Genomic DNA, 23,702 nt, shown 5'->3' with positions numbered 1-23,702 from the left:
AAGGCTTTATTCACGTGCCATTCACCGGATTCTGGAGCTCGTAGACCATGGCTGACCCCGTTCGCATCGCGATCACCGGCGCCGCCGGGCAGATCGCCTATTCGCTCATCTTCCGCATCGCCTCGGGCGACATGCTCGGCAAGGACCAGCCGGTCATCCTGCAGCTGCTCGACATTCCCGATGCCATGGAGAAGCTCCGCGGCACGGTGATGGAGGTCGAGGACTGCGCCTTCCCGCTGGTGCAGGGCATCACCGCGTCGTCCGACCCCAACGAGGCGTTCTCGGACATTTCCTACGCGCTGCTCGTCGGCGCGCGCCCGCGCGGCCCGGGCATGGAGCGCAAGGATCTGCTGCAGGCCAACGCCAAGATCTTCTCGGTGCAGGGCAAGGCGCTGTCCGACAACGCGCGCAGCGACGTGCGCGTGCTGGTGGTCGGCAACCCGGCCAACACCAACGCGCTGATCACCGCCAGCAACGCGCCCAAGATCGACCCGCGCCAGATCACCGCGATGATGCGCCTCGATCACAACCGCGCGGCGTCGCAGCTCGCCAACAAGACCGGCTCGCACGTCAACGACATCGAGAAGCTGATCGTGTGGGGCAACCACAGCTCCACGCAGTACCCGGACATCTCGCACTGCACGATCGACGGCAAGGCCGCCAAGAACCTGGTCGACCAGAACTGGATCGAGTCCGACTTCATCCCCACCGTGCAGCAGCGCGGCGCCGCCATCATCAAGGCGCGCGGTGCCAGCTCGGCGGCGTCGGCAGCCTCGGCGGCGATCGACCACATGCGCGACTGGGCGCTGGGCTCGAACGGCAAGTGGGTGAGCATGGGCATTCCGTCGGACGGCTCGTACGGCATCGCGCCCGGCGTGGTCTATTCCTACCCGGTGCTCTGCGAGGGCGGCGACTACGCGATCGTGCAGGATCTGCCGGTGGACGAGTTCTCGCGCGGCCGCATGACCGAGACCGAGACCGAGCTGCGCGAGGAGCGCGGCGCCATCGAGGATCTGCTGGGCTGATCGTCCGCGCTTCCGGCGCACCCGGCGTGCGCCGGAGGCCTTTGTTCCCGTCATGACGCTGCGGCAGCCCTACCGCCTGTCGACCGAGGACGCGCCGGCGGTGGACGCGGCGCGCGTCCTGCTGTGCGTCGATCACGGCGGCCGCGACCCCGACGAGCCCGATGCCGAGGCATGGCGGGTGCGCACCAGCCTGCCGCTGCTCGCCGGCCCCCGGTGCGAATGGTGGCTGTCCGACAGTGCGGTCGGTGATCTGGGCGATGACGACGTCGCCTTCCGCGCCAACAGCGCGATCGGCTTCGGCCACCTCGCCATCGACGAGACCGCGCTCGCGGCGGACACCGCCGGCGCCTGCCGCGACGCCTTCGAGCGACTGATCGGCGTCATCCGCGGCGCCGGCTATCCGCACCTGCTGCGCTGCTGGATCTACCTCGGCCACATCCACCGCGGCGACGGCGATGGCGAACGCTATCGCCAGTTCTGCGTCGGTCGCGCACGCGCGCTGGACGCCATCGCGCGCGACCCGCGCGACTATCCGGCCGCCACCGTCATCGGCCGGCCCGTCGATGGCGCATCGATCCACTTCATGGCCGCGCGCTCACCGGCGCAGGCCATCGAGAATCCGCGGCAGACCAGCGCCTTCGACTACCCCCGCCGCTACGGCCCGCAACCGCCGAGCTTCGTGCGCTCACTGCGCACCGACTGGGGCGCGCTGCTGGTCTCCGGCACCGCCGCCGTGGTCGGCGCCGACAGCCTTCACCCCTCCGATGCCGGCGAGCAGGCCCGCGAAACCCGCAGCAACATCGACGCCCTGCTGCACGCCGCCGGCAACCGCTGGCAGAACGAGCGCGCGGTCATCTACCTGCGCCGCGCCGAGGATCTCGCGGCAGCCGAGCGGCTGGGCCTGAGCGGCGCGATCACGGTCCTGCAGGGCGACATCTGCCGGCCGGAGCTGATGATCGAGTGCGAGGGCGTGTTCCGCCTGGCGTGACGCCCGCACCGGATCGCCGTCAGGCGCTGCCCGACCGATCGTCCAGTTTCAGCACATCGACGATCTCCAGCAGCATGGCCAGTTCCTTGAGGATGGGTCCGATATGCGCGCGGTCGGTGAAATCCGTGAACACGCCGGCGCCGACGAAGAGCTTCAGCGGCGTCCGGTAGGCGATCAGCAGATCGCTGCCGTCGAAGGCCATCGACAGGCCGCCGCCGTCCTCGTCGAACATCCGGCCGAGCGCGACGACGCGTTCCATGAAACGCGGCGTCAGCAGGTAGCGCGCCTCGACCTGATCGCTCGAGTACACCTCGAAGCGGTCCTCGAAGCCGACATCCTCGAGGGTGACGCGTTGCCCCTCCTGGCGCAGCCCCACCACCAGATTGCCCGCCCAGGTGGCGTCCGGAAGGACGACCGTCGCGCCGTGAAAGCGCTTGGGAAAACGGTAGATCAGGAGCACGCCCTTGAATGCCGTGCTGGTGCTGCTTCCGCTGTCGGACGAGCCACCGCGCCGCTCCAGCGAGGCCTGGCAGAGCTGCAGGGCGACCCCCTTGTGCTCGCCGCTTATGGCGTCCTCGATCGTGCTGTCGTCGAAACCTGAACAGAGCCCCGTTTCCCGGAAGCGGTCGACCGGGAAGTCGCTGGAGCTGCGGGCATAGTCCAGCCCCAGGAAGGCGCAGGTCCGCCCGACCACGACCTCCTTGAAATCGCCCTGCACCCCGATGGTCAGATATCCGGCGCGGAAGAAGAACACCGCCGAGGCGAAGAGCCCTCCCATCATGACACCGCCGCGATACGGCTCGATGCCGGCGCTGAACGCTGCCCCGAACCACGGCGGGACCAGGCACGCCAGGAACAGGACGAAGGCCACCAGGGCCAAGACGAGACTGCGCTTGATCTTCCGCGCCACCTCGCGCCGCTTCTTCTCCATCTCCGCGAGCGACGGCTCGATCTCCGCGGTGAAGAACCGCTCGTAGCCGTCGGCATACGGCGACAGGCGATCCATGGCGTTGTCCATGCCGGCCGAGACCTTGCGCTGCGCTAGACCGTCGGCCGATCGCCGGCGCGGAGATAATCGTCGGCATTGACGGGCTGACGCACCACGTCGTCCTCGATCTCGAAGAAGGGCATGCCGCGTATCCCGGTCATGCCGGCGATCATCGAGCCGGGGAAGATCTGCACGGCATTGTTCAGGCGGGTAACGGCGGCGTTGTAGAAGCGGCGCGAGGCAGCGATGTGCCCCTCCACCTCGTTGAAGGTCTGCTGGGCCTGGACGATGGTTTCGCTCGAGCGCAGCTCCGGATAGTTTTCCGCCACGGCGAACAACTGCCGCATGCCGCCCTGCAGCGCGCCCTCCGCGCTCAGATGCGCTTCCACGTCATCCGGCCGCGACGGGTCGTAGCGCTCCTGGGCGCGGGTGCGCAGCTCGGTCAGTCGCGTGATCAGCTCGCGCTCGTGCGTCATGAACTGCTGCGCCAGCCTGAGCACATTCGGAATCAGGTCGTGACGCTTGCGCAGCTGGACGTCGATGGAGGAAAGCGCCTCCAGCGCCTTGTTGCGGCGGGTGATCAGAGCCACGTACCAGCCATATCCGATGGCGACGATCATCAGCGCGACAACGACCGGAACGATAGCGCCCATGCGAAAGCCCCCTGATTGTCGGACCCCGATGACCGCGCGCGGCCTGCAAGCGGCGGCGGCACCGGGGTCACCGGACTATCGTCAAGGGCGGGGGTGGTGTCAAATGGCGGAGGCTGCCGGGGTGTTCGACGTGCTGCCCGAAACGCTTGCCGTGCCAGCGGCCGCCGCGATCACTAGGCTCGGCCTTCCGGGCCTCGCCAAGTGACCCTGCCGGGGCCCGGCACATCGGCATGCCGCCGCCCCGATGAGGGGCGTGCCTGCCGTCCATGGCGCTGCGGTTGCGCTCTCTCGAACCCCTGCCCGGACATCCATGTCCGGGCGTTCGACGTGCTGCGAAGCGCCACAGGCGCTTCGGTCACGTCTCACCCCCTCACACGCTCGACGGCTCGTTTCCAGCCCTTGTAGAGCTGGTCGGCCTTGTCGCCGGGCATTTCGGGGGCGAAGCTGCGGTCGGTCTTCCACAGCGCGCTGATATCGTCGAGCGAGCCGTAGACACCGGTCTGCAGGCCGGCGAGGAAGGCGGCGCCCAGGGCGGTGGTCTCGATGACCTCGGGGCGGACGGCGGGGATGCCCAGGATGTCCGAGAGGAACTGGACGACCCAGTCGTTGACGACCATGCCGCCGTCGACGCGCAGCTCGCTGGGGGCGTGGGCGTCCTCGCGCATGGCGCCGATGAGGTCACGCGTCTGGTAGCAGACCGACTCCAGCGCGGCGCGCACGATGTGGGCGAGGCCGGTGTCGCGGGTCAGGCCCAGCACGGCGCCGCGGGCCTCCGGATCCCAGTAGGGCGCGCCGAGGCCGGTGAAGGCGGGCACCATGTAGACGCCACGCGTATCCGGAATGGAGCGGGCGATGTCCTCGGTGTCGGCGGCGTGCTGGATGAGCTTGGCGGCATCGCGCAGCCACTGCACGGCGGCGCCGGCGATGAAGATGCTGCCCTCCAGACCGTAGGTCACCTCGCCGTTCAACCGGTAGGCGGTGGTGGTCAGCAACCGGTTGCGCGAACGCACGAACTTGTCGCCCAGATTCAGCACCATGAAGCAGCCGGTGCCGTAGGTGGACTTGATCATGCCGGGCTCGAAGCAGGCCTGGCCGACGGTCGCGGCCTGCTGGTCGCCGGCCACACCGGCGATGGCGATGGGCCCGCCGAACAGGGCGCTGTCGGTGTGGCCGAATGCGTAGGCGCTGTCGTGCACCTGCGGCAGCATGGCGCGCGGGACCTGGAAGAATTCGAGCAGCTCATCGTCCCAGCGCTGCATGCGGATGTTGAACAGCAGCGTGCGCGAGGCGTTGGTGGCGTCGGTGGCGTGCACGCGGCCGCCGCTGAGCTTGTAGATCAGCCAGCTGTCGATGGTGCCGAAGGCGAGCTCGCCGGCTTCGGCGCGCTGACGCGCGCCCTCGACGTTGTCGAGGATCCACGCCACCTTGGTCGCCGAGAAGTAGGGGTCGAGCAGCAGACCGGTCTTCTGCTGCAGCCAGCCGTCCCGGGCTTCGCTGTGCTGCGCCTTGCAGAACTCGGTGGTGCGGCGGTCCTGCCAGACGATCGCGGGATGGATGGGTTCGCCGGTGGCACGGTCCCAGACCACGACCGTTTCACGCTGGTTGGTGATGCCCAGACCGGCGATCTGCGCGGCCTCGATGCCCGCCTTGGCCATGGCCTCGCGCACGCAGTCGCGGGTGTCGGCCCAGATGGCGCGCGCGTCGTGCTCGACCCAGCCCGGGTTCGGGTAGGACTGCTGCAACTCGCGCGTGGCGGTGGCGATGTAGTGCGCGTCGCGGTCGAAGATGATCGCGCGCGTGCTGGTGGTGCCCTGATCGACGGCGAGCAGGTAGGTCATCGCGGTGGCTCCCCCCGGTGAACGGACATGCTAGCGCATGGCGCTGCCACGTCCATCACGCGGGTGGGGGGTCAGAGCGGGAAGACGCCGATGACCTCGGTGGGCGTGCCCTCGGGCGCGCCGCCCTCCGGCTCGCGGCTGATCGCCAGCGCGCCGGTATCGAGGCCGGCCGCCTCGGCGGGCACCGATACCGTGCGCTCGCCGGTACGCGGCAGCACGCCCAGCGAGACCGGCGCCTCGCCCTCGACACCGCTGACCCACCAGAGCTCGTAATCCTTGCCGGCCGGCGGACGCACCCCGTCGTCGGCGGCTGCCACGATGGGCTGATCGCCCCGGACGCCCACTTCCCATGCCCCGTCGGCCTCGGCCAGCTCGATACGCTTGAGCGGCTGGAATTCGGGCTGCGGCTCGACCACCACCGGCGCGTCGGGCTGCTGAACGGCAACCGGCAGCAGCAGCGCCAGCACGGCGAGCGCGGCGGCGGCAGCGGCGGCGTACCACACGCGTCGCCGGCCACGCCGCGCGCCACTGCGCGGCCTGCCCGCGGCGGGCGCGCCCGCGCCGCCCGGCGGCGCAACGCGCGCCATGACGCGCGCGCGCAGCGCATCGGGAGGCGTCACCGGTTCCAGATCGCGGGTCATCACCGTGTGCAGGTGCGCCTCCCAGACCGCCACTTCGCGCTGCAGCGCGTCGGACTCGGCGAGGTAGCGCTCGAAGCGGGTGCGGGCACGGCCCTGGAGCGTGCCGAGCACGTACTCGGCCGCGAGCAGAGCGCGGGTTTCTGGGCGTGTCGGGATCATCGCTCGAGACACTCCCGCAGGCGTTGCAGCCCGCGACGGACCCAGCTCTTCACGGTACCGAGCGGCGCCGCCAGGCGCTCCGCCAGCTCGGGATGCGTGAACCCCTCGTAGTAGGCGAGCATGAGCGCATCGCGCTGCTCGCCGCCGAGCTCGCCCAGGCAATCATGGAGCCGGTCCAGTTCGCCCTGCTCTTCCGCCTGACGCTCGATGTCGACGCGATCGTCGACGTGGCTGGCGAGCGGCTCACCGGATTCGGTCACCGCGTCGGACACCTCCGGTCGGCGCGCGCGCAGCATGTCGAGCGCGCGATAGCGCGCAATGCTCGCCATCCACACGGTAGGCGAGCCCCGCTCGGGGCTGTAGCTCGACGATTTCTGCCAGACGCGCACGTAACAATCCTGGAGTGCCTCTTCCGCAAGATCCCTTCGCCGCAAGATACGCAACAGCAGCGCGAAAAGATGCGCGCTGGTCTCGCGATAGAGCTCACCGAAGGCGGCGGTGTCGCCGCCGGCGGTTGCCGTCAACAGGGTCTGGAGACGTGCAGCGTCGTTGCTCACGTAGGCAAAAACCCGAAGTGTTCGTCCGACCGCCATCGTATCCGTGGAGCGCGATCGTTGCACGGGGTGATGCGGCCGGGGCCGGTGCCCGGACCATGCCGGAAGCGCCCGATCCGCGGGAGGTGATGGCGGCACGCCGCCTATAATGCGGGGATGATCGAGCAACGCTTTCCCGCCACCCGCCTGCGCCGCAACCGCATGCGCGCCTTCGCCCGCGGCCTGACCGCGGAGAACCGCCTTGCTCCGGCCGATCTCATCCAGCCGCTGTTCGTCGCGGAGGGCGATCTCACCGGCCCGGCACCGGGCATGCCCGGCATCGCGCGGCGCGAGATCCCGGCACTGTGCGAGGAGTGCGCGCGCGTGCACGCACTCGGCATCCCGGCGGTGGCCATCTTCCCGGTCATTCCGGCGGAACAGAAGAACGCCGGCGGGGATGCCGCGCTCGATCCCCGGGGCCTGATCCCGCGTGCCATCGCGGCCGTGAAGCAGGCGGTTCCGGAACTCGGCGTGATCGTCGACATCGCGCTCGATCCCTTCACCGATCACGGGCACGACGGCGTGCTGCGGGCCGACGGCTCCATCGACAATGATGCCACCGTCGAGATCCTCACCCGTCAGGCGGTGCTGTACGCGCGCGCCGGCGCCGACGTGGTGGCGCCTTCCGACATGATGGACGGCCGCGTGGGCGCATTGCGCTCGGCGCTGGAGCGCGACGGCCGGGTCGACACCGTCATCCTGTCCTACGCCGCGAAGTACGCCTCCGGCTTCTACGGCCCGTTCCGCGACGCCGTCGGCAGCCGAACGGCGCTGATCGGCGACAAGCGCAGCTACCAGATGGACCCGGCCAACGGCGACGAGGCGCTGCGCGAGATCGCGCTCGACCTGCGCGAGGGCGCGGACTGGGTGATGGTCAAGCCGGGCATGCCGTACCTCGACATCGTGGCGCGCGCCAAAGCAGAGTTCGGGGTGCCGGTGGCGGCGTACCAGGTGTCGGGCGAGTTCGCGATGCTGGAGGCCGCCGCTGCGGCGGGCGCGCTCGATCGGAAGCGGACGATCCTGGAGTCGCTGCTCTGCTTCCGGCGTGCGGGTGCCGACATGATCCTCAGCTACTTCGCGGCCGAGGTCGCCGCATGGCTGCGCGAGGAGGGGGCGTGAAACGCTTCGCGGTCATCGGGCAGCCGATCGCCCATTCGCTGTCTCCGCGCATCCATGCCGGCTTCGCCGAACAGACCGGCATCGCGCTGTCCTACGACGCCCTCGCGGTCGCGCCCGAGGATCTCGGCGCGCAGCTCGCGGCGTGGCACGACGAGGGCTACGCCGGCTTCAACGTCACGCTGCCGCACAAGACCGCCGTCGCCGCGCTCTGCACCGGGCTGAGCGAACGCGCCCGGGTCGCCGAGGCGGTCAACACGCTGATCCGCGGCGAGGGTGGCTGGGAAGGCGACAACACCGACGGCGAAGGCCTGCTGCGCGACCTGGTGGACAACTGCGGCGTCGCGGTGGCCGACCGGCGCGTGCTGGTGCTGGGTGCGGGCGGTGCGGCGCGGGGCATCCTGCAGCCGCTGCTCGCGGAAGAGCCGGCGGAGCTGGTGCTGTCCAACCGCTCGCCCTGGAAGCCCGAGACCATCGCCGATGCCCTGGCGCCGTACGGCCGCATCCGCCCGGCCACGCACATGGCACTCAAGGGAGACCGCTTCGACCTGGTCATCAATGCCATGTCGGTGGGCCACGGCGGCGGCTTCCCGCGCCTGCCGGAAGGCCTCCTCGCCGACGATGCGGTGGTCTACGACCTCAGCTACGGTGAGGCCCATGCGCCGCTCGCGCGATGGGCCGGGGACGCCGGCGCCTCTGCGGTCTTCGACGGGCTCGGCATGCTGGTCGAGCAGGCGGCGGTGAGCTTCGAGCGCTGGCACGGCGTGCTGCCGGTCACCGACAACGTCATCGCGCGCCTGCGCGCGGCCTAGCCTCGCGTTCGGTCGACCGGACCCCGACCGCCGCCCCAGTGCCCGATGCGCATCGGGCGTCCATCCAAGCGCCGGTTGTAGACGTAGAGCCAGGCGCCGAAGCCCGGCCGCCCGCCACGCCAGCGCTCGCGCCGGTACTCCGATGCGCGCGGCCGCCCCGGTCGGTAATCCTCGTAGCGGTCGAGCGCGCGCAGCAGGCGCGGGTCGCGCAGCGCGTAGAGTTCCGCACGCACCGTGCCGCGCCCCGGGCGGAACGCGGGATAGGCACCGAGATCGAAGAGCCGGCCGCGCAGCACGACGCGCCGTATCAGGCGGGCGCGCCGCTGCAGTCCCAGGGCGCGGTGCGCGGCGTGACCCCGCATCAGAGTGCCGTAGACGAGAACGAAGTCGATACCGCTACCCGTGACGCCTGACCGCCGAGCGCGCGGTCTCAGGAGTCGCCGCTCTCGCGCTGCGCATCGACTTCGGCGCTGCCCGGCACGATCCAGCGCGCGGCGAGGATGCCGACCTCGTAGAGCAGGTAGGCGGGCAGTGCCAGCATGGTCTGCGAGACGATGTCGGGCGGCGTCAGGAAAGCACCGATCACGAACAGGCCGACCAGCACGTACGGCCGCTTGGCCGCCAGCGCACCCGGCGTCGTGAAGCCGCTCCACACCATCAGCACGATGGCAATGGGGGTCTCGAAGGCCACGCCGAAGGCCAGGAACATGCCCAGCGCGAAGTTGAGATAGCGGGAGATGTCGGTCATCACCGCCACGCCCTCGGGCGCCACCGAAATGAAGAAGCCGAACACCACCGGGAACACCACGAAGTAGGCGAAGGCCATGCCGGCGTAGAACAGCAGCGTGCTGCTCGCGAGCAGCGGCATGACGAGGCGCTGCTCCTGGAGGTAGAGGCCGGGCGCGACGAAGGACCAGATCTGGTAGAGCACCCACGGCAGTGCCACCACCAGCGCGCCCAGTGCGGCCAGCTTGAAGGGCGCGAAGAAGGGGGATGCCACGTCGGTGGCGATCATGCTGGTGCCTTCGGGCAGCAGCGTCATGAGCGGCGCCGCGGCGAAGCTGTACAGCTCCTGCGCGAAGAAGGCCATCGGCACGAAGACGATGGCAACGCCTATGAGCGCGCGCAGCACGCGGTCGCGCAGCTCGATGAGATGGGCGATCAGCGGCTGCTCGGCCGCTTCCTCGCCCGCGTGCGGACGCTCCCTGCCGGACCTGCCGGCGCTCACGGGCGCGGCTCGCCGGTGCCGCCCGGCTGCGGCGGCACCGCCCGCGGGGGCACGACGCCGGCATCGGCCACGGGGTCGACCACCACGCCGCCGACCGGGGGAACCGGACGCGGGGTGTAGGCCGGCGCGGGTGCCGGGGACGCCGCCTGCGCGACCGCCGGTGTGGCGGACGGTTCCGCCGGTGCAGGCTCGGGGACGGCGTCGGCCGGTGTCGCTTCAGCGAGCTCGCGCATCGAGCGGCCGGCCTTGTCGACCTCGGAACGGATCTCCGATTCGGCCGAGCGCACGCGATCGCGCATCTCGCGCAGCTGCACCTCGCGGTTCAGCTCGTTCGACAGGCTGCGCGTGTAGGCGCGCGCCTGTCCGACCCACCGGCCGAGCGTGCGGGCGGCCACCGGCAGGCGCTCGGGACCGAGCACCACCAGCGCGATGGCGCCGATGAACAGCAGCTCCCAGAAGCCGAGATCGAACATGGGCCGGCGCGCGTGGGACGATCAGACGCCGGTGCGATCGTGCTGCTTCTGCGGGTCGCTGTCGGCCGACTGGCTGGTGGTGGTGTCGGCGGATTCGCTGTCCTCGGTAGTGAGGTGCTGGACGTGCTCGTCGCCCTTCTTCTCGCCGTCCTTCATGGAATCCTTGAACCCGCGGATCGCGGACCCGAGGTCGCTGCCCATGCCGCGCAGGCGCTTGGTCCCGAACACCACGATGACGATACCCAGCACGATCAACAGCTGCCAGAGACTCGGTGACATATCACTCTCCGTTGGGGGGTTGCCCGCGGGCCGCCTTCTCGGCGATGCCCGAGGTGCCCGCGCGCCGTGCAAGCTCGCCGTAAAGCTGCTCGGGCTCGACGCCGGCGTGGGCCATCAGGACTGCGCAATGAAACCACAGGTCCGCCAGCTCGTGGACCAGGTTCACGGAATCGTCATTCTTCGCCGCGATGAGGACCTCGGCCGCTTCCTCGCCGACCTTCTTCAGGATGGCGTCGCGGCCCTTTCCGTTCAGGCGGGCGACATAGGATGATCCGGCGTCGCCGGTCGCCAGGCGTGCACGGATGGTGGCGTGGAGATCATCCAGCGCCGAGCTCGGTGCGGAGGCCATGGATGCGGTCGCCGGATCAGGCGGCGACGCGCGGCGGCAGCCGCACGTTGATGCCGCGCGCGGCGAGGAAGTCCTTGACCTCGCCGACGCTGTACGTCGCCTGGTGGAAGATGCTGGCGGCGAGCACGGCATCGGCCTCGCCCTCGGCGAAGCCTTCGTAGAGGTGCTGCAGCGTGCCGACGCCGCCGGACGCGATCAGCGGCACCGGGACGTTCGACGAGATGGCGCGCAGCAGCTCGGTGTCGTAGCCGGACTTGGTGCCGTCCCGGTCCATGCTGGTGAGCAGCAGCTCGCCGGCGCCCTTCTCGACCATGGTCTGGCACCACTCGACGGCGTCGAGACCGGTGGCCTTGCGGCCGCCGTGCGTGAAGACCTCCCAGCGCGGGGGCTCCTTGCGCTTGTTGACGCGCTTGGCGTCCACCGCCACGACGATGCACTGCACGCCGTAGCGGCCGGCGGCCTCGGTGACGAAATCGGGATCGATGACCGCGGCGGTGTTGATCGAGACCTTGTCGGCACCGGCCGACAGCAGCGCCCGGACATCGGCACAGGTGCGCACGCCGCCGCCGACGGTGAACGGAATGTAGATCTGGCGCGCCACCTGCTCGACGGTGGCGAACAGGGTGGGGCGGTCCTCGTGACTCGCGGTGATGTCGAGGAACACCAGCTCGTCGGCGCCCTGGGCGTCGTAGCGGCCGGCGACCTCGACCGGATCACCGGCGTCGACGATGTCGCGGAACTTGACGCCCTTGACGACACGACCGCGGTCGATGTCCAGGCAGGGGATGATGCGCTTGGCCAGCACGGTTGCTCAGCTCCCGGCCACTTCTTCCATGGCCTTGCGGAAATCGATGCCGCCCTCGTAGAGCGCGCGTCCGATGATGGCACCGATGACGCCGTCCTGCTCGATGCCGTGCAGCGCGCGCACATCGTCCATCGACGAGACACCACCCGATGCGATGACCGGCGTGCGGATCTGCGCGGCGAGATCGCGGGTCGCCTCGATGTTGACGCCCTTCATCATGCCGTCGCGGCCGATGTCGGTGTAGACGATGGCCTCGACACCATCCTCCTCGAACTGCTGGGCGAGCTCCAGCACGCTGTGCTGGGAGAGCTTGCTCCAACCGTCGACCGCGACGCGGCCGTCGCGGGCATCGAGCCCGACCACGATGCGGCGCGGATACTCGACGCAGAGATCGCGCAGGAAGTGCGGCGCGGTGACCGCGCGCGTGCCGATGATGACCCACTCCGCGCCGGCGTCGAGATAGCCCTGGACGGTGTCCTCGTCGCGGATGCCGCCGCCGATCTGCACCAGCAGCTCGGGACAGGCCTCGCAGATGCGGTGGATGATGTCGGCATGCGCGGGTCGTCCGGTGGCGGCGCCATCGAGATCGACGATGTGCAGGCGCTCGGCACCGGCCTCCTGCCATTGCCGTGCGACGGCGACCGGGTCATCGGAGAAGACCGTGACGTCGTCCATCTTGCCCTGACGCAGGCGCACGCACTGCCCGTTCTTGAGGTCGATTGCGGGGATGAGAAACATGATGGCTTGATAGAGCGTCCGGGCGTGCCGATCGGCCGTCCAGTCGGGGCCGCGACGGAGCGCGCGCGGCTCGACGCCGCGGGGTTCGGCTTCCCGCTACGGGCTCAGGGCTCCCATTGGATGAAGTTGTTGAGCAGCATCATACCGGCTTGCTGCGACTTTTCCGGGTGGAACTGGAAGGCTGCCACATTGTCCCGCCCGATGGCCGCGGCGAAGGGGTGCGTGTAGGTCGCTTCGCCCAGCACATGCTCCGGATTGGCCGGCTGCGCGTGATAGCTGTGCACGAAGTAGAACCAGGATTCGTCGGGAATACCGTGCCACAGTCGATGCGGCTGCGTCTGGCGCACACGGTTCCAGCCCATGTGCGGCACCTTGAGGCGCTGCTCTCCAGGCTTGGGTGCCGGCGGATCCGGGAAGCGCACCACGCGCCCGGGAATCAGGCCGAGGGCGTCGACGCCCTCGTTCTCCTCGGAGTGGTCGAGCAGCACCTGCATGCCGAGGCAGATGCCGAGCAGCGGCTTGCGCGTTGACTGCTCGCGCACGAAGGCGTCCAGCTCCAGCCGGTTGAGCTCGGCCATGCAGGCGCGCACGCCGCCCACACCGGGCAGCACCAGACGCTCGCACTTCGCCAGCTTGTCGGGATCGTAGGTGACCTCCACGCGCTGCGATCCGGCCGAGCGCTCCAGCGCCTTGGCCAGCGAATGCAGGTTGCCCATGCCGTAGTCGATGACGCCGATAGCGGACATAACGCGGCTCGGGCCCTAGAGCGTGCCCTTGGTCGAGGGAATGACATCCGACCGCGGATCCAGCTCGACGGCGGCGCGCAGCGCGCGCCCGAAGGCCTTGAACACGGTTTCGGCGATGTGGTGCGCATTGCGGCCGCGCAGCGCGTCCACGTGCAGCGTGATCTGCGCGTGGTTGACCAGGCCCTGGAAGAACTCGCGCAGCAGGTCGACGTCGAACTCGCCGATGAGGGGCCGCGGGAATTCCACGAACCACTCCAGGCCCGGTCGGCCGGAGAAGTCCAGCACCACGCGCGAGAGCGCCTCGTCGAGCGGCACGTAGGCGTGACCGTAGCGGCGCACACCCTTCTTGTCGCCGATCGCCTTCGCCAGCGCCTGGCCCACGGCGATGCCGATGTCCTCGACCGTGTGGTGGAGATCGATCTCGACATCGCCCCGGGCGCTGACGTGCAGATCGACCAGCCCGTGCCGCGCCACCTGGTCCAGCATGTGGTTCAGGAAGGGCGCCGGGGTGTCGAGCCGCGCCTCGCCGGTGCCGTCGAGATTGATCTCGACGCCGATCTGGGTTTCCTTGGTATCCCGCTGTACGCGGGCGCTGCGCGCGTTCATGGCCGCCAGCTGGTCAATAAGGGCGCGTAGGATACTCCGCTCGCGCGCGCACGCAACTCCGCCCGTCGTAGCCGGGACGCCGCTTCGTCGGCCCTAGGCCTCGAGCCAGAAGCTGACCGGCCCGTCGTTGATCAGCGCCACCTGCATGTCGGCGCCGAAGCGGCCGCGCGCCACCGGGCCGTCATGGGCGACCTCCGCGACGCGCACCAGTTCGTCGAAGAGCCCGCGGGCCTGCTCGGGCGGGGCCGCCGGCTCGAAGCCGGGGCGCAGGCCGCGGCGGGTATCGGCGCAGAGGGTGAACTGCGGCACCAGCAGCAGCCCGCCGCCGGTGTCCCCGAGGCTGCGGTTCATGCGACCGCGGCCGTCGGTGAACACCCGGTAGGCCAGCAGCCGGTGCGCGAGCCGCTCCGCGGCGGCCGCGTCATCCTCGCGGCGGATGCCCACCAGCACCAGCAATCCGTCGGCGATCTCGCCGACGCTTTCGTCGGCCACATCGACCGATGCCCGACGCACGCGTTGCAGGAAACCGATCATGCCGCGATTGTCCGTCTTTTCCTACAGCAGCGCTTTGCAGCCCCCTACAGGCAATCGGCGTCCCGCGCGGCAAGATGGCGACGTGACCGCCACGGACGCGCCGCGCACGGATGCCGGCCGGCAGTCACGCCACGGACGGCCGTTCGCTGCCCGGCAACCGGAAGGGCCGGCGGCGAGCGGATTACACTCTCCGTCCATGAAGGAGCGCCTCTTGCGCGCGGCACTGCGCGCCGTCGGCAGTCTGCCCACTCCCGTGCTGCGCCTGTTCGGCGCCGGCATCGGCTGCGTCCTGTGGCTGCTCGGCGGAAAACCGCGGGACACCGCGCGCATCCACCTCGATCGCCTGTTTCCCGATACCGCTCCCGCCAGCCGTCGGCGCCTGGCGAGGCGCAGTCTGATCGCCTTCGGCTGCGCGCTCGCCGAGTCGCCCGCCGTCTGGTTCGGGCCGCGCCGGCGCCTGCTGCGCTGGCTCGACGCGCCGGAGGTTGCGGCACGACTGCGGACACTGGCGGATGCCCATCCCGGCGGCGCCATCGTGCTGTGCCCGCACATCGGCAACTGGGAGCTGGCCGGCATGTTCTGCGCGCTGCACGGCGGCATCACCTCGCTCTACAAGCCGCAGAGGGGCGCCGTCGACGCGCTCATCATCGAGGGTCGGCAGCGCCTCGGCGCGCGCCTGGTATCGAGCGACGGGGGCGGCGTGCGCGCGCTGCTGGCGGCGCTCAGACGCGGCGAGCGCGTCGGCATCCTGCCCGATCAGGATCCGCCGGACGGCGCCGGCGCATTCGCGCCCCTGTTCGGCCGCCCGGCGCACACGCCGACGCTGGTGCACCGGCTCGCGGACCGCACCGGCGCTGCCGTGCTGTACTGCTACGCCGAGCGCGTCGGTGCGTCGCGCTTCCGGTTCCATGTTGCGCCGGCGCCCGGAGCGGGGCGCGATCTCGCCAGCATGAACGCCAGCGTCGAGCGCTGCATCATGCATCTGCCCGGGCAATACTGGTGGGCCTATCGCCGATTCCGGCGCACGCCGGACGGCTGGAACGCTTTCTACCGGCGTGCCGACTGACGCCGCTGCAGAACGAGGGAGACACACGATGCTACGTCGCGACATGATCGCCGGCCTTGCGGTTGCCGCCGGGCTCGGGGCCACCGCCTGCTCGCGCGAGCAGGCGCAGGACGAGGCCGCCGCCAAGCCGAAGGAACGCTTCCGCTGGCAGATGTACACCACCTGGCCGCGCAACTTTCCCGGCCTGGGCAGCGGCGCGGCACGGCTGGCGGAGCGCATCCGGACCATGTCCGGCGGCCGGCTCGAGATCGAGGTCTTCGGCGCCGGCGAGCGCGTGCCGGCGATGGAGGTCTTCGACGCGGTATCCCGCGGCAGCGCGCAGATGGGTCACGGCGCTGCCTACTACTGGAAAGGCAAGTCGCGGGCCGCGCCGTTCTTCACCGCACTGCCTTTCGGCATGACTGCCAACGAGACCAACGCCTGGCTGCACTGGGGCGGGGGCATGGCGCTGTGGCGCGAGCTCTACGCCGACTTCAATCTGGTGCCCTTCGACGCCGGCAACACCGGTGCGCAGATGGGCGGCTGGTTCCGCAAGCGCATCGACTCGGTGGCGGATCTCGACGGCCTGCGCATGCGCATCCCGGGCCTGGGCGGCGACGTCATGTCGCGCCTCGGCGTGGCCACCGTCAACATTCCGGGCGGCGAGCTCTACCAGGCGCTGTCGTCGGGCGCCATCGACGCCGCCGAGTGGGTCGGGCCGTACAACGATCTCGCCTTCGGCTTCCACAAGATCGCGCCCTACTACTACTACCCGGGCTGGCAGGAGCCGGGCGCGACCCTCGAGGCCATCGTCAACAAGGACGCGTGGGAATCCCTGCCGCCGGATCTGCAGGCCATCGTCGAGACCGCCTGCCTGTCGTGCTCCCATACCATGATGGCCGAGATGAACGCCCGCAACGCCGAGGCACTGCGCGAGCTGAAGACCGAGCACGGCATCGAGGTGCTGCCATTCCCGGACGACGTGCTGCGCGCCATGCACGCGGCGGCGGACGACGTGGTCGAGGCGCTTGCGGCCGAGGAACCGTTCGCGCGGCGGGTGTGGGATGCCTACCGCCCGTTCCGCGACGCGATGGCCGAGAACACGCGCATCGGCATCGCCGCCCAGCTGACGGCGCGCGGCGTCGCGCCCGGTTGAACCGATCGGGATCGCGGTCGGTCTTGATGCTCGCAGTACCATCGATGCGCTCCTGACGGAGGAACACCATTGGACGATCACACGCTGATTCGGGCCCGGGGCCTGACGCGGCGCTATGGCCCGACGGTCGCGGTCGACGGCCTCGACCTGACCCTGCGCAAGGGCGAGATCCTGGGGCTGCTCGGCCCCAACGGCGCCGGCAAGTCCACGACCATGAAGATGCTCACCGGCTGCCTGGCACCCAGTGCGGGCAGCGTGCATATCCGCGGGCAGGACCCCTTCGCGCGGCCGGAGGCCGCCAAGCGGCACCTCGGCTACATGCCGGAGGTGCCGCCGGTCTACCCGGAGCTCACGGTGGACGAGTACCTGCGCTTCGCCGCCCGCCTGCACGGCGTGCCGCGCGGCGACCGCGCCGAGGCGCTGGCCCGCGCCAAGACGGCGTGCGGACTCGACGACATGGGCCGCCGGCTGATCGGCAATCTGTCCAAGGGCTATCAGCAGCGCACCGGACTGGCGCAGGCGATCATCCACAATCCCGACGTGATCGTGCTCGATGAACCCACGGTGGGACTGGATCCGATCCAGATCCGGGAGATCCGCGCGCTCGTCACCGATCTCGGCCGCGAGCACTCGGTGCTGCTGTCCAGCCACATCCTTCCCGAGATCCAGGCGGTATGCGACCGGGTCATGATCATCGCCGGCGGCCGCGTGGTCTATGCCGACAGCATGGCCGAGGCCATGCGGGCGAGCTTCTCCAGCGTGATCATCGGGCTGCGCGAGCCGCCGCCCGAGAACGAGCTGCTGGCGCTGGCGGATGTCGGCCGCGTCGAGCGCATCGACGCGCAGCACTTCCGCCTGCACTGCCGCACCGACAGCAGCGCCCGCGATGCCTGGGCGGCGGCGGCCGCGCGCCACGACTGGGGGCTGTTCGAGCTGCGGCCCGAGCTGCGCACGCTGGAGGACATATTCGTGGAGCTGACCACGGGCGAAACCGGGGCCGCGAGCCCCGAGCGCGAGGAGGCGGCATGATCGCGACGACGCTGTCCATCGCCGGCAACGAGGCCCGGCGCATCTTCACCTCGCCGCTGGCCTGGACGGTGCTGGGCGTGGTGGCGGCGATCTCGGGCTACATCTTCGTGATGCTGCTGCTGTCGCTGCAGGCCGATCCGATGGCGCTGTCCGACTACATGGGCGTGTCGGACTACATCAGCGCCGGCGTCTTCGGTTTCGCGACGCTGCTGTTCCTTCTGGTGATGCCGCTGATGACAATGCGGTTGTTCGCCGAGGAGCGCAAGACCGGCACCATCACGCTGCTGCTCTCGGCGCCGGTATCGACCACGCAGATCGTGCTCGGCAAGTTCCTCGGGCTGACGGTCTTCATGCAGGGTCTGGTGCTCATCCTCATGCTGATGCCCGCCTCGCTGGCGTTCAGCACCGACCTCGACTACGGCCGGCTGGCCGCGGGCGTGCTGGGCATGCTGCTGATGCTGCTGGCCTTCGGTGCCGCCGGCCTGTTCGTATCGACCCTGACGCGCGAGCCCACCATCGCGGCGGTGACCGGTTTCGGCCTGCTGCTCATGCTCTGGCTGCTCGACGTGCTGGCCTACCAGGACGTGCCCCTGGCGCAGGTGTTCCGGCACCTGTCGCTGATCGGGCACTACGACAATCTGCGGCGGGGCATCTTCGACACCGCCGACATCGCCTACTACCTGCTGTTCACCGGCACCTTCCTGTGGGCCGCGGTGCAGCGCCTGGACATCGAGAGAAGCTGATTCATGGCCCGCGATCGCCTTTCCACGCGACTGCAGCAGCTGCTGCGCATCGTGCTCGTGCTCGGCGTCGTCGCCGTCGCCGGCGTGCTGAGCCAGATATACAAGACCGAGTTCGACTGGACCTACGGCGGCCGCAACTCGCTCAGCGAGGCGAGCCGGCAGCTGCTCGCGCGCATGCCCGAGCCCATCGTCTTCACCGCGTTCACCTCGTCGGATGCCGAGATGAAGCGCAGCATCATCGGCGATCTGGGGCGCTATCGCCGCGCTGCCGACAACATCGAGATCCGCTTCGTGGACCCGTCGCGCGAGCCGCAGAAGGCGCGTGCCGCCGGCATCCGCAGCTTCAACGAGGTGCAGATCGCCTACCAGGGCAACAGCGAGGTGATCGGCAGCCTCACCGAGCCGGCCATCACCGGCGCGCTGCAGCGCCTGGCCAACCCCGAGGAGAAGGTCGTCTACTTCCTGCGCGGCCACGGCGAGCGCCCGCTGTCCGGCAGCGGCGAGAACGGGCAGGGGAGCGGGCTCAGCATGGCGGCGCTGGTCGGCGCGCTCGAGGAGACCGGCCTGCGCGTGGCGCCGCTGAACCTGGCCGACACGCCCGAGATCCCGGCGGATGCCTCCGTCCTGGTGCTGGCGAGTCCGCAGAGCGCGCTGCTGGAAGGCGAGCAGCGCCGCGTCGCCGAATGGGTGCGCGATGGCGGCAATCTCGTCTGGCTCGCCGACCCGGACAGCGCGCACGACATCCCGGCGCTGGCCGAGATCCTGACCGTCGAGTGGCAACCCGGCGTGGCGGTGTTCCCGGACTACGAGGCGACCTCGGGTCATCCCGGGATCCTGCTCGCCACCGACTACCCACCCAATCCGCTGACGCGGCGTCTGGAGCAGACCACGGTGTTCCCGCTGGTTGCCGGCCTCGAATGGGACATGAACGGCGAGTGGAACGGCATGCCGCTGGTGGTGACGCGCGAAAGCGCCTGGCTGGAGACCGGCGCCATCGAGGGCGACCTCACCTTCGACGAGGCTGCCGGCGACATCGGCGGCCCGGTCACGGTGGGCGCCACCATGACGCGCGACCTGCCCGCCGGCGACGGAGAGACCGTGCTGGAACAGCGCGTGGTGGTCTTCGGCGACTCCGACTTCCTGATCGATGCCTACCTGCGGGAGGTCGGCAACCGCCAGCTCGCCCTCAACCTCTTCCAGTGGGTCGCGTCGCGGGATAGGCAGCTGGACATCGACGTGCCGCGCGCGCCCGATACCTCGCTGCGCATGTCGGGGCTGTCGCTGACGCTGGTGGCGGGCGGCATCGTGCTGGTGCTGCCGGCGCTGCTCATCGGATTCGGCGTGGTGCGCTGGATCATCCGGCGCCGCCGCTAGGGAAGGCCGCATGCACCGCCACATCGTCAATCTGGTGCTGCTCTTCCTGCTCGGTGCCGGCGCGGTGCTGGTCTGGCGCGCAACGCAGCCGGAACCGACCGCGACCACGCCGCTGGTCACGGATCAGCGCGACCGCATCCAGCGCGCCGGCTTCGCCACCCCCGACGGCGGGCGCGTACTGCTGGAGCGCGTCGCGGACGGCTGGCGGCTACGCGAGCCGGTGGACGCGCCCGCCGATCCCACCGAAGTGAACAGCCTGCTGTCGGTGGCATCGGCGGCGGCGCACGAGCGCTTCGGACTGAACGAGGTCGATGCCGCCGACCTAGGCCTGGATCGCCCCGAGCGGCGGCTGTTCTTCGACGACACCGATATCGCCATCGGCGCCGTCAATCCGGTCACCCGGCAGCGCTTCGTGCAGGTCGGGGACGATACCGTGGCGCAGATCGACGATCCGGCGGGCGCGCCGCGCAACGCCACCCATGCCAACTTCGTGCACAAGCGGATCGTCGCCGCCGACCGCGAGCTGACCCGCATCGATCTGCCGCGCTGGATCGTCGAGAAGCGCGACGCCAGCTGGAGCGCGCGCGCCCGCGGGCACGACGGCACCCGCGACGCCGCGCGCGCGGCCGAGACCGCCGAAGCCTGGCGCACCGCCCGCGCGATGTGGACGCGACCGCTCGACGCCGTCGATGCCGGAAGCGGCGAAGCGGTCACCCTGCACTTCGCCGACGGCGGCAGCACCGCGCTGGTGGCCGAGCGCGGCCAGCAGCTCATCCTGGCCCGGCCCGGCTACCGGGTGCGTTATCACGTGGCGCGGAACCTCGCCGGCGTGCTGCTGGATCTGGCGGCGCCACCCGCGGCACCGGAAACCGATCCGACCACCGGCAAGGGCGTGATGGCGCCGGCCGGGAACTGAGGCCCGGTGCCCGAGCTACCGGAAGTCGAGACCATCCGGCGCGGCATCGCGCCCTGGCTCGCGGACAGCGCCATTGCCGATGTCATCGTGCGCGAGCCCCGGCTGCGCTTTCCGGTGCCGCCGGATCTGCCCGGGCGGCTGCGCGGCCAGCGGGTCGGGAGCGTGCGACGGCGCAGCAAGTACCTGCTCATCGGATGCGAGTACGACACGCTGCTCATCCACCTGGGCATGTCCGGCCGGCTGCACGTGCTGACCGCACCCGAGGCGCCGAGAAAGCATGATCATGTCGATATCGTGGTCGATAGCGGGACGATACTGCGGTTTCACGATCCGCGCCGCTTCGGCTGCGTGCTGCTCAGCGAAGGCGACGGCAGCGGCGAGCGGCTGCTGGCCGGACTCGGCCCCGAGCCGCTGGAAGACGCCTTCGACGGCGACTACCTGCACGCGCGGCTGCGCGACCGGCGCGCCAGCATCAAGGCCCTGCTGATGGACGCCCGCATCGTCGTCGGTGTCGGCAACATCTACGCGCAGGAGGCGCTGTTCGAGGCCGGCATCCGCCCCGGCCGCGCCGCCGGGCGCCTCAGTCGCCCGGAATGCCATCTCCTGGTCGCTGCGGTGCGGGCCGTTCTGGAGCGCGCGGTGGTCGCGGGCGGCACGACCCTGCGCGATTTCACGGGTGCCGACGGCGCGCCCGGCTACTTCCAGCAGGATCTGCACGTATACGGCCGCGCCGGCCTGAGCTGCCGGCGCTGCACGAGCACGCTGCGCCTGACCCGCATCACCGGTCGCAGCAGCACCTGGTGTCCGCGCTGCCAGCCGCGCTGAAGTGGCACGGCAGGCAGGACACCGACCGGGTGTCCGGCCCGGACACGAAGGGCCCGGGCATTCTGTGTAACCTGTGGCTAAACGACCGTTCGAATGTCGCGACACACCAATGCTTCCGGAGACCCGTTCATGTACATGTCCCGCAGCCTGACCCTCCCCTGCGGCGCCGAGTTGCCCAACCGTCTATGCAAGGCCGCCATGACCGAGGGCGTTGCCGACGAGCGCCTGCGCGCCACGGACCGCCACGCGGAGCTGTACGGCCAATGGTCCGACGGCGGCGCGGGTCTGCTGTTGACCGGCAACGTGATGATCGACCGACGCGTCCTGGAGCGGCCGGGCAATGTGGCCATCGACCGCAGCAGCCCGCCGGACGACACCGCACGCGCCGCGCTGCGGCGCTGGGCGCAGGCGGGCACGCGCGGCGGCAACCATCTCTGGATGCAGATCAGCCATGCCGGCCGGCAGTCCCCGCGCTATGTGACGGGCGAACCGCTGGCACCTTCCGAGGTCGGCCTGAAGATTCTCGGCAACTACGCGCGCCCGCGGGCGCTGCGCGACGAGGAGATCCGGGACTTCATCGAGCGCTTCGCCTTTGCTGCCGAGGTGGCACGCGACAGCGGCTTCACCGGTGTGCAGGTGCACGCGGCCCACGGCTATCTGCTTTCCAGCTTCCTGTCGCCGGAGACCAACCGCCGGACCGACGAATGGGGCGGATCGCTGGAGAATCGCGCGCGCATGCTGCTCGAGACGGTGCGTGCGATCCGGCGCACGGTGGGTCCCGACTTCCCGATCGCGGTCAAGCTGAACTCGGACGACTTCCGCAAGGGCGGCTTCTCGCACGAGGACTGCCTGCAGGTCGTCGAGCTGCTCAACGCCGAGGGCATCGATCTGCTGGAGATCTCGGGCGGTACCTACGAGCAGCCGCGGCTCCTGGGATTCGAGGGCCAGGAGGCGAGCGTCGACCCCAATACCCGCGAGAGCACGCGCAAGCGCGAGGCGTACTTCATCGACTATGCACAGTCGATCCGGAGGATCGCGACCATGCCGCTGATGGTGACGGGCGGCTTTCGCACGCCCGCCTTCGTCGAGGAAGTGCTGGCCGCCGGGCATTGCGATGTGGTCGGTCTGGGACGACCGATGACCACCGACATGGATCTGCCGAAGCGCTGGCTGGCCGGCGAGGAGGCCCCGGCGATCCGGCACGAGCAGCGCCTCAAGCTCTCGGACCGACGCTGGCTGTCGGGCGCCAGCCCGATCTTCTTCTTCAAGATCCTGAACATCTTCGGCGCACAGGCCTGGTACTACCAGCAGCTCCAGCGCATTGCGGCGGGGCGCGGCGCCGACATGAAGATGGGCCTTCTGGGGGCGTTCCTGCGCTATCAGCTCGACGAGCTGAGCACGGCCTGGCGCGTGCGGCGAGCCGCGAAGCGGTAGCGGAGGTCGGTCAGAAGAATCCGACCGCGAGCTGTGCGGTCTCGGACATCATGTCCTGCCGCCAGGGCGGATCGAACACCAGGTTGACGGTGGCCTCGGAAACCACCGGCAGCGCCAGCAGCTTGCTGCGCACATCGTTGACGAGGAAGTCGCCCATGCCGCAGCCGGGCGCGGTCAGGGTCATGTCCACCTCGATGCGGTAGGAGCCGTCGTCGGCTCGCTCGAGCTCGCAGCGGTAGATCAGGCCGAGCTCGACGATGTCGACCGGGATCTCGGGGTCGTAGACGGTCCCCATCTGCTCGTAGACCGCCTTCTTGACCTCCTCCTCGTCGGCGTCGTCGGACACCTCGGGAAGCGGCGGCGGTTCCTTGCCGAGGCAGTCGGCGTCGCTGCCCTCGATGCGGAACATGTGGCCCTGGATGACGACCGTGAAGCTGCCGCCCAGCGCCTGCGTGATGCGCGCTTCGGTGCCCTCGGGCAGCTCGACGCGCTGTCCGGAGGGCACCAGCGCGGCGATGACGTCGCGCTGCAGGGTGACGACTTCGTCTTCGGCAGCCATTCAGTTGTTGCTCGGCAATGTTGGAACCCGTCAGTGTACTCAGACTGCCA

28 protein-coding genes are annotated in these 23,702 nt (G+C 70.0%); 12 read left to right on the top strand and 16 right to left on the bottom strand.

What is annotated here, in order from left to right; all coding sequences use genetic code 11:
* Positions 1 to 47 precede the first annotated feature (47 nt).
* Both KAH28_RS06620 and KAH28_RS06615 read left to right on the top strand, forming a co-directional pair.
* Positions 48 to 1,025 carry a malate dehydrogenase gene (locus KAH28_RS06620; RefSeq protein ID WP_290575195.1) on the top strand — a complete coding sequence of 326 codons (978 nt, stop codon included), beginning with the start codon at positions 48 to 50 and terminating at the stop codon, positions 1,023 to 1,025.
* A gap of 52 nt (positions 1,026 to 1,077) precedes the next feature.
* Complete coding sequence (locus KAH28_RS06615) at positions 1,078 to 2,013, top strand: hypothetical protein (protein WP_290575194.1); 936 nt, start codon at positions 1,078 to 1,080, stop codon at positions 2,011 to 2,013.
* 19 nt (positions 2,014 to 2,032) lie between these two features.
* Here the strand turns inward: KAH28_RS06615 and KAH28_RS06610 are convergent, their stop codons facing one another.
* The 5 genes from KAH28_RS06610 to KAH28_RS06590 form a co-directional block, all read right to left on the bottom strand.
* The gene (locus tag KAH28_RS06610) at positions 2,033 to 3,031 is read right to left on the bottom strand and encodes a DUF3137 domain-containing protein (protein ID WP_290575193.1); all 999 of its coding nucleotides are present in this window, start codon (positions 3,029 to 3,031) and stop codon (positions 2,033 to 2,035) included.
* Between the two features lie 23 nt (positions 3,032 to 3,054).
* Entirely contained in the window at positions 3,055 to 3,645 is a 591-nt protein-coding gene (locus tag KAH28_RS06605) for a LemA family protein (RefSeq protein ID WP_366918140.1), read from the bottom strand.
* Positions 3,646 to 4,016: 371 nt separating this feature from the next.
* Positions 4,017 to 5,492 (bottom strand): glycerol kinase GlpK, encoded by a 1,476-nt coding sequence (gene glpK, locus KAH28_RS06600; protein WP_290575191.1) that lies wholly within the window; start codon positions 5,490 to 5,492, stop codon positions 4,017 to 4,019.
* A 71-nt stretch (positions 5,493 to 5,563) separates the two neighbouring features.
* Positions 5,564 to 6,292, bottom strand: coding sequence for an anti-sigma factor (locus tag KAH28_RS06595; RefSeq protein ID WP_290575190.1), 729 nt, complete (start codon positions 6,290 to 6,292; stop codon positions 5,564 to 5,566).
* Entirely contained in the window at positions 6,289 to 6,885 is a 597-nt protein-coding gene (locus KAH28_RS06590) for a sigma-70 family RNA polymerase sigma factor (RefSeq protein WP_290575189.1), read from the bottom strand. The genes KAH28_RS06595 and KAH28_RS06590 overlap by 4 nt, the downstream gene beginning before the upstream one ends.
* Before the next feature lie 117 nt (positions 6,886 to 7,002).
* On the opposite strand from KAH28_RS06590, the gene hemB reads away from it, so the two are divergent.
* Complete coding sequence (gene hemB / locus KAH28_RS06585; protein ID WP_290575188.1) at positions 7,003 to 8,004, top strand: porphobilinogen synthase; 1,002 nt, start codon at positions 7,003 to 7,005, stop codon at positions 8,002 to 8,004.
* Positions 7,980 to 8,813, top strand: a complete 834-nt coding sequence (aroE, locus tag KAH28_RS06580) for a shikimate dehydrogenase (protein ID WP_366918138.1) — start codon at positions 7,980 to 7,982, stop codon at positions 8,811 to 8,813. The genes hemB and aroE overlap by 25 nt, the downstream gene beginning before the upstream one ends.
* Here the strand turns inward: aroE and KAH28_RS06575 are convergent.
* The 10 genes from KAH28_RS06575 to dtd all read right to left on the bottom strand — a co-directional run bounded on the left by KAH28_RS06575 (position 8,810) and on the right by dtd (position 14,571).
* Positions 8,810 to 9,205, bottom strand: coding sequence for a gamma-glutamylcyclotransferase family protein (locus KAH28_RS06575; RefSeq protein ID WP_290575211.1), 396 nt, complete (start codon positions 9,203 to 9,205; stop codon positions 8,810 to 8,812). The genes aroE and KAH28_RS06575 overlap by 4 nt on opposite strands.
* A gap of 38 nt (positions 9,206 to 9,243) precedes the next feature.
* Complete coding sequence (gene tatC / locus KAH28_RS06570; protein ID WP_366918139.1) at positions 9,244 to 9,978, bottom strand: twin-arginine translocase subunit TatC; 735 nt, start codon at positions 9,976 to 9,978, stop codon at positions 9,244 to 9,246.
* A 59-nt stretch (positions 9,979 to 10,037) separates the two neighbouring features.
* A complete protein-coding gene (gene tatB / locus KAH28_RS06565; RefSeq protein ID WP_290575185.1) occupies positions 10,038 to 10,514 on the bottom strand; it encodes a Sec-independent protein translocase protein TatB in 477 nt (158 codons plus the stop codon).
* 21 nt (positions 10,515 to 10,535) lie between these two features.
* Positions 10,536 to 10,793, bottom strand: a complete 258-nt coding sequence (locus KAH28_RS06560) for a Sec-independent protein translocase subunit TatA (RefSeq protein ID WP_290575184.1) — start codon at positions 10,791 to 10,793, stop codon at positions 10,536 to 10,538.
* A gap of 1 nt (position 10,794) precedes the next feature.
* Complete coding sequence (locus KAH28_RS06555) at positions 10,795 to 11,142, bottom strand: phosphoribosyl-ATP diphosphatase (RefSeq protein ID WP_290575183.1); 348 nt, start codon at positions 11,140 to 11,142, stop codon at positions 10,795 to 10,797.
* Between the two features lie 16 nt (positions 11,143 to 11,158).
* A complete protein-coding gene (gene hisF / locus KAH28_RS06550; RefSeq protein ID WP_290575182.1) occupies positions 11,159 to 11,947 on the bottom strand; it encodes an imidazole glycerol phosphate synthase subunit HisF in 789 nt (262 codons plus the stop codon).
* A 6-nt stretch (positions 11,948 to 11,953) separates the two neighbouring features.
* Positions 11,954 to 12,685 carry a 1-(5-phosphoribosyl)-5-[(5-phosphoribosylamino)methylideneamino]imidazole-4-carboxamide isomerase gene (gene hisA, locus KAH28_RS06545; protein ID WP_290575181.1) on the bottom strand — a complete coding sequence of 244 codons (732 nt, stop codon included), beginning with the start codon at positions 12,683 to 12,685 and terminating at the stop codon, positions 11,954 to 11,956.
* 104 nt (positions 12,686 to 12,789) lie between these two features.
* Positions 12,790 to 13,431, bottom strand: coding sequence for an imidazole glycerol phosphate synthase subunit HisH (gene hisH / locus KAH28_RS06540; protein ID WP_290575180.1), 642 nt, complete (start codon positions 13,429 to 13,431; stop codon positions 12,790 to 12,792).
* Between the two features lie 15 nt (positions 13,432 to 13,446).
* The gene (hisB, locus tag KAH28_RS06535; protein WP_290575179.1) at positions 13,447 to 14,037 is read right to left on the bottom strand and encodes an imidazoleglycerol-phosphate dehydratase HisB; all 591 of its coding nucleotides are present in this window, start codon (positions 14,035 to 14,037) and stop codon (positions 13,447 to 13,449) included.
* 93 nt (positions 14,038 to 14,130) lie between these two features.
* Positions 14,131 to 14,571, bottom strand: coding sequence for a D-aminoacyl-tRNA deacylase (gene dtd, locus KAH28_RS06530; protein WP_290575178.1), 441 nt, complete (start codon positions 14,569 to 14,571; stop codon positions 14,131 to 14,133).
* 196 nt (positions 14,572 to 14,767) lie between these two features.
* On the opposite strand from dtd, the gene KAH28_RS06525 reads away from it, so the two are divergent.
* From KAH28_RS06525 to KAH28_RS06490, 8 genes are all read left to right on the top strand, one after another.
* Positions 14,768 to 15,637, top strand: a complete 870-nt coding sequence (locus KAH28_RS06525) for a lysophospholipid acyltransferase family protein (protein WP_290575177.1) — start codon at positions 14,768 to 14,770, stop codon at positions 15,635 to 15,637.
* Between the two features lie 28 nt (positions 15,638 to 15,665).
* Positions 15,666 to 16,772 carry a TRAP transporter substrate-binding protein gene (locus KAH28_RS06520; RefSeq protein ID WP_290575176.1) on the top strand — a complete coding sequence of 369 codons (1,107 nt, stop codon included), beginning with the start codon at positions 15,666 to 15,668 and terminating at the stop codon, positions 16,770 to 16,772.
* A 69-nt stretch (positions 16,773 to 16,841) separates the two neighbouring features.
* On the top strand, positions 16,842 to 17,801 hold the full coding sequence (locus KAH28_RS06515; protein ID WP_290575175.1) for an ABC transporter ATP-binding protein: 960 nt from the start codon (positions 16,842 to 16,844) through the stop codon (positions 17,799 to 17,801).
* Complete coding sequence (locus tag KAH28_RS06510; protein ID WP_290575174.1) at positions 17,798 to 18,544, top strand: ABC transporter permease; 747 nt, start codon at positions 17,798 to 17,800, stop codon at positions 18,542 to 18,544. Before KAH28_RS06515 ends, KAH28_RS06510 begins: the two co-directional genes overlap by 4 nt.
* Before the next feature lie 3 nt (positions 18,545 to 18,547).
* The gene (locus KAH28_RS06505) at positions 18,548 to 19,918 is read left to right on the top strand and encodes a DUF4350 domain-containing protein (protein ID WP_290575173.1); all 1,371 of its coding nucleotides are present in this window, start codon (positions 18,548 to 18,550) and stop codon (positions 19,916 to 19,918) included.
* A gap of 10 nt (positions 19,919 to 19,928) precedes the next feature.
* Positions 19,929 to 20,834, top strand: a complete 906-nt coding sequence (locus tag KAH28_RS06500; protein ID WP_290575172.1) for a DUF4340 domain-containing protein — start codon at positions 19,929 to 19,931, stop codon at positions 20,832 to 20,834.
* A 6-nt stretch (positions 20,835 to 20,840) separates the two neighbouring features.
* Complete coding sequence (gene mutM / locus KAH28_RS06495; RefSeq protein WP_290575171.1) at positions 20,841 to 21,659, top strand: bifunctional DNA-formamidopyrimidine glycosylase/DNA-(apurinic or apyrimidinic site) lyase; 819 nt, start codon at positions 20,841 to 20,843, stop codon at positions 21,657 to 21,659.
* A gap of 129 nt (positions 21,660 to 21,788) precedes the next feature.
* Positions 21,789 to 23,093 (top strand): NADH:flavin oxidoreductase/NADH oxidase family protein, encoded by a 1,305-nt coding sequence (locus KAH28_RS06490; RefSeq protein ID WP_290575170.1) that lies wholly within the window; start codon positions 21,789 to 21,791, stop codon positions 23,091 to 23,093.
* Between the two features lie 10 nt (positions 23,094 to 23,103).
* Here the strand turns inward: KAH28_RS06490 and sufT are convergent, their stop codons facing one another.
* On the bottom strand, positions 23,104 to 23,652 hold the full coding sequence (gene sufT, locus KAH28_RS06485; protein ID WP_290575169.1) for a putative Fe-S cluster assembly protein SufT: 549 nt from the start codon (positions 23,650 to 23,652) through the stop codon (positions 23,104 to 23,106).
* Between the last annotated feature and the right edge of the window lie 50 nt (positions 23,653 to 23,702).

This window comes from Algiphilus sp., assembly GCF_023145115.1.
GTDB lineage: Bacteria > Pseudomonadota > Gammaproteobacteria > Nevskiales > Nevskiaceae > Algiphilus.
The sequence above is the reverse complement of the archived record's forward strand: the minus strand, read 5'-3'. Positions and strand labels throughout refer to the sequence as shown.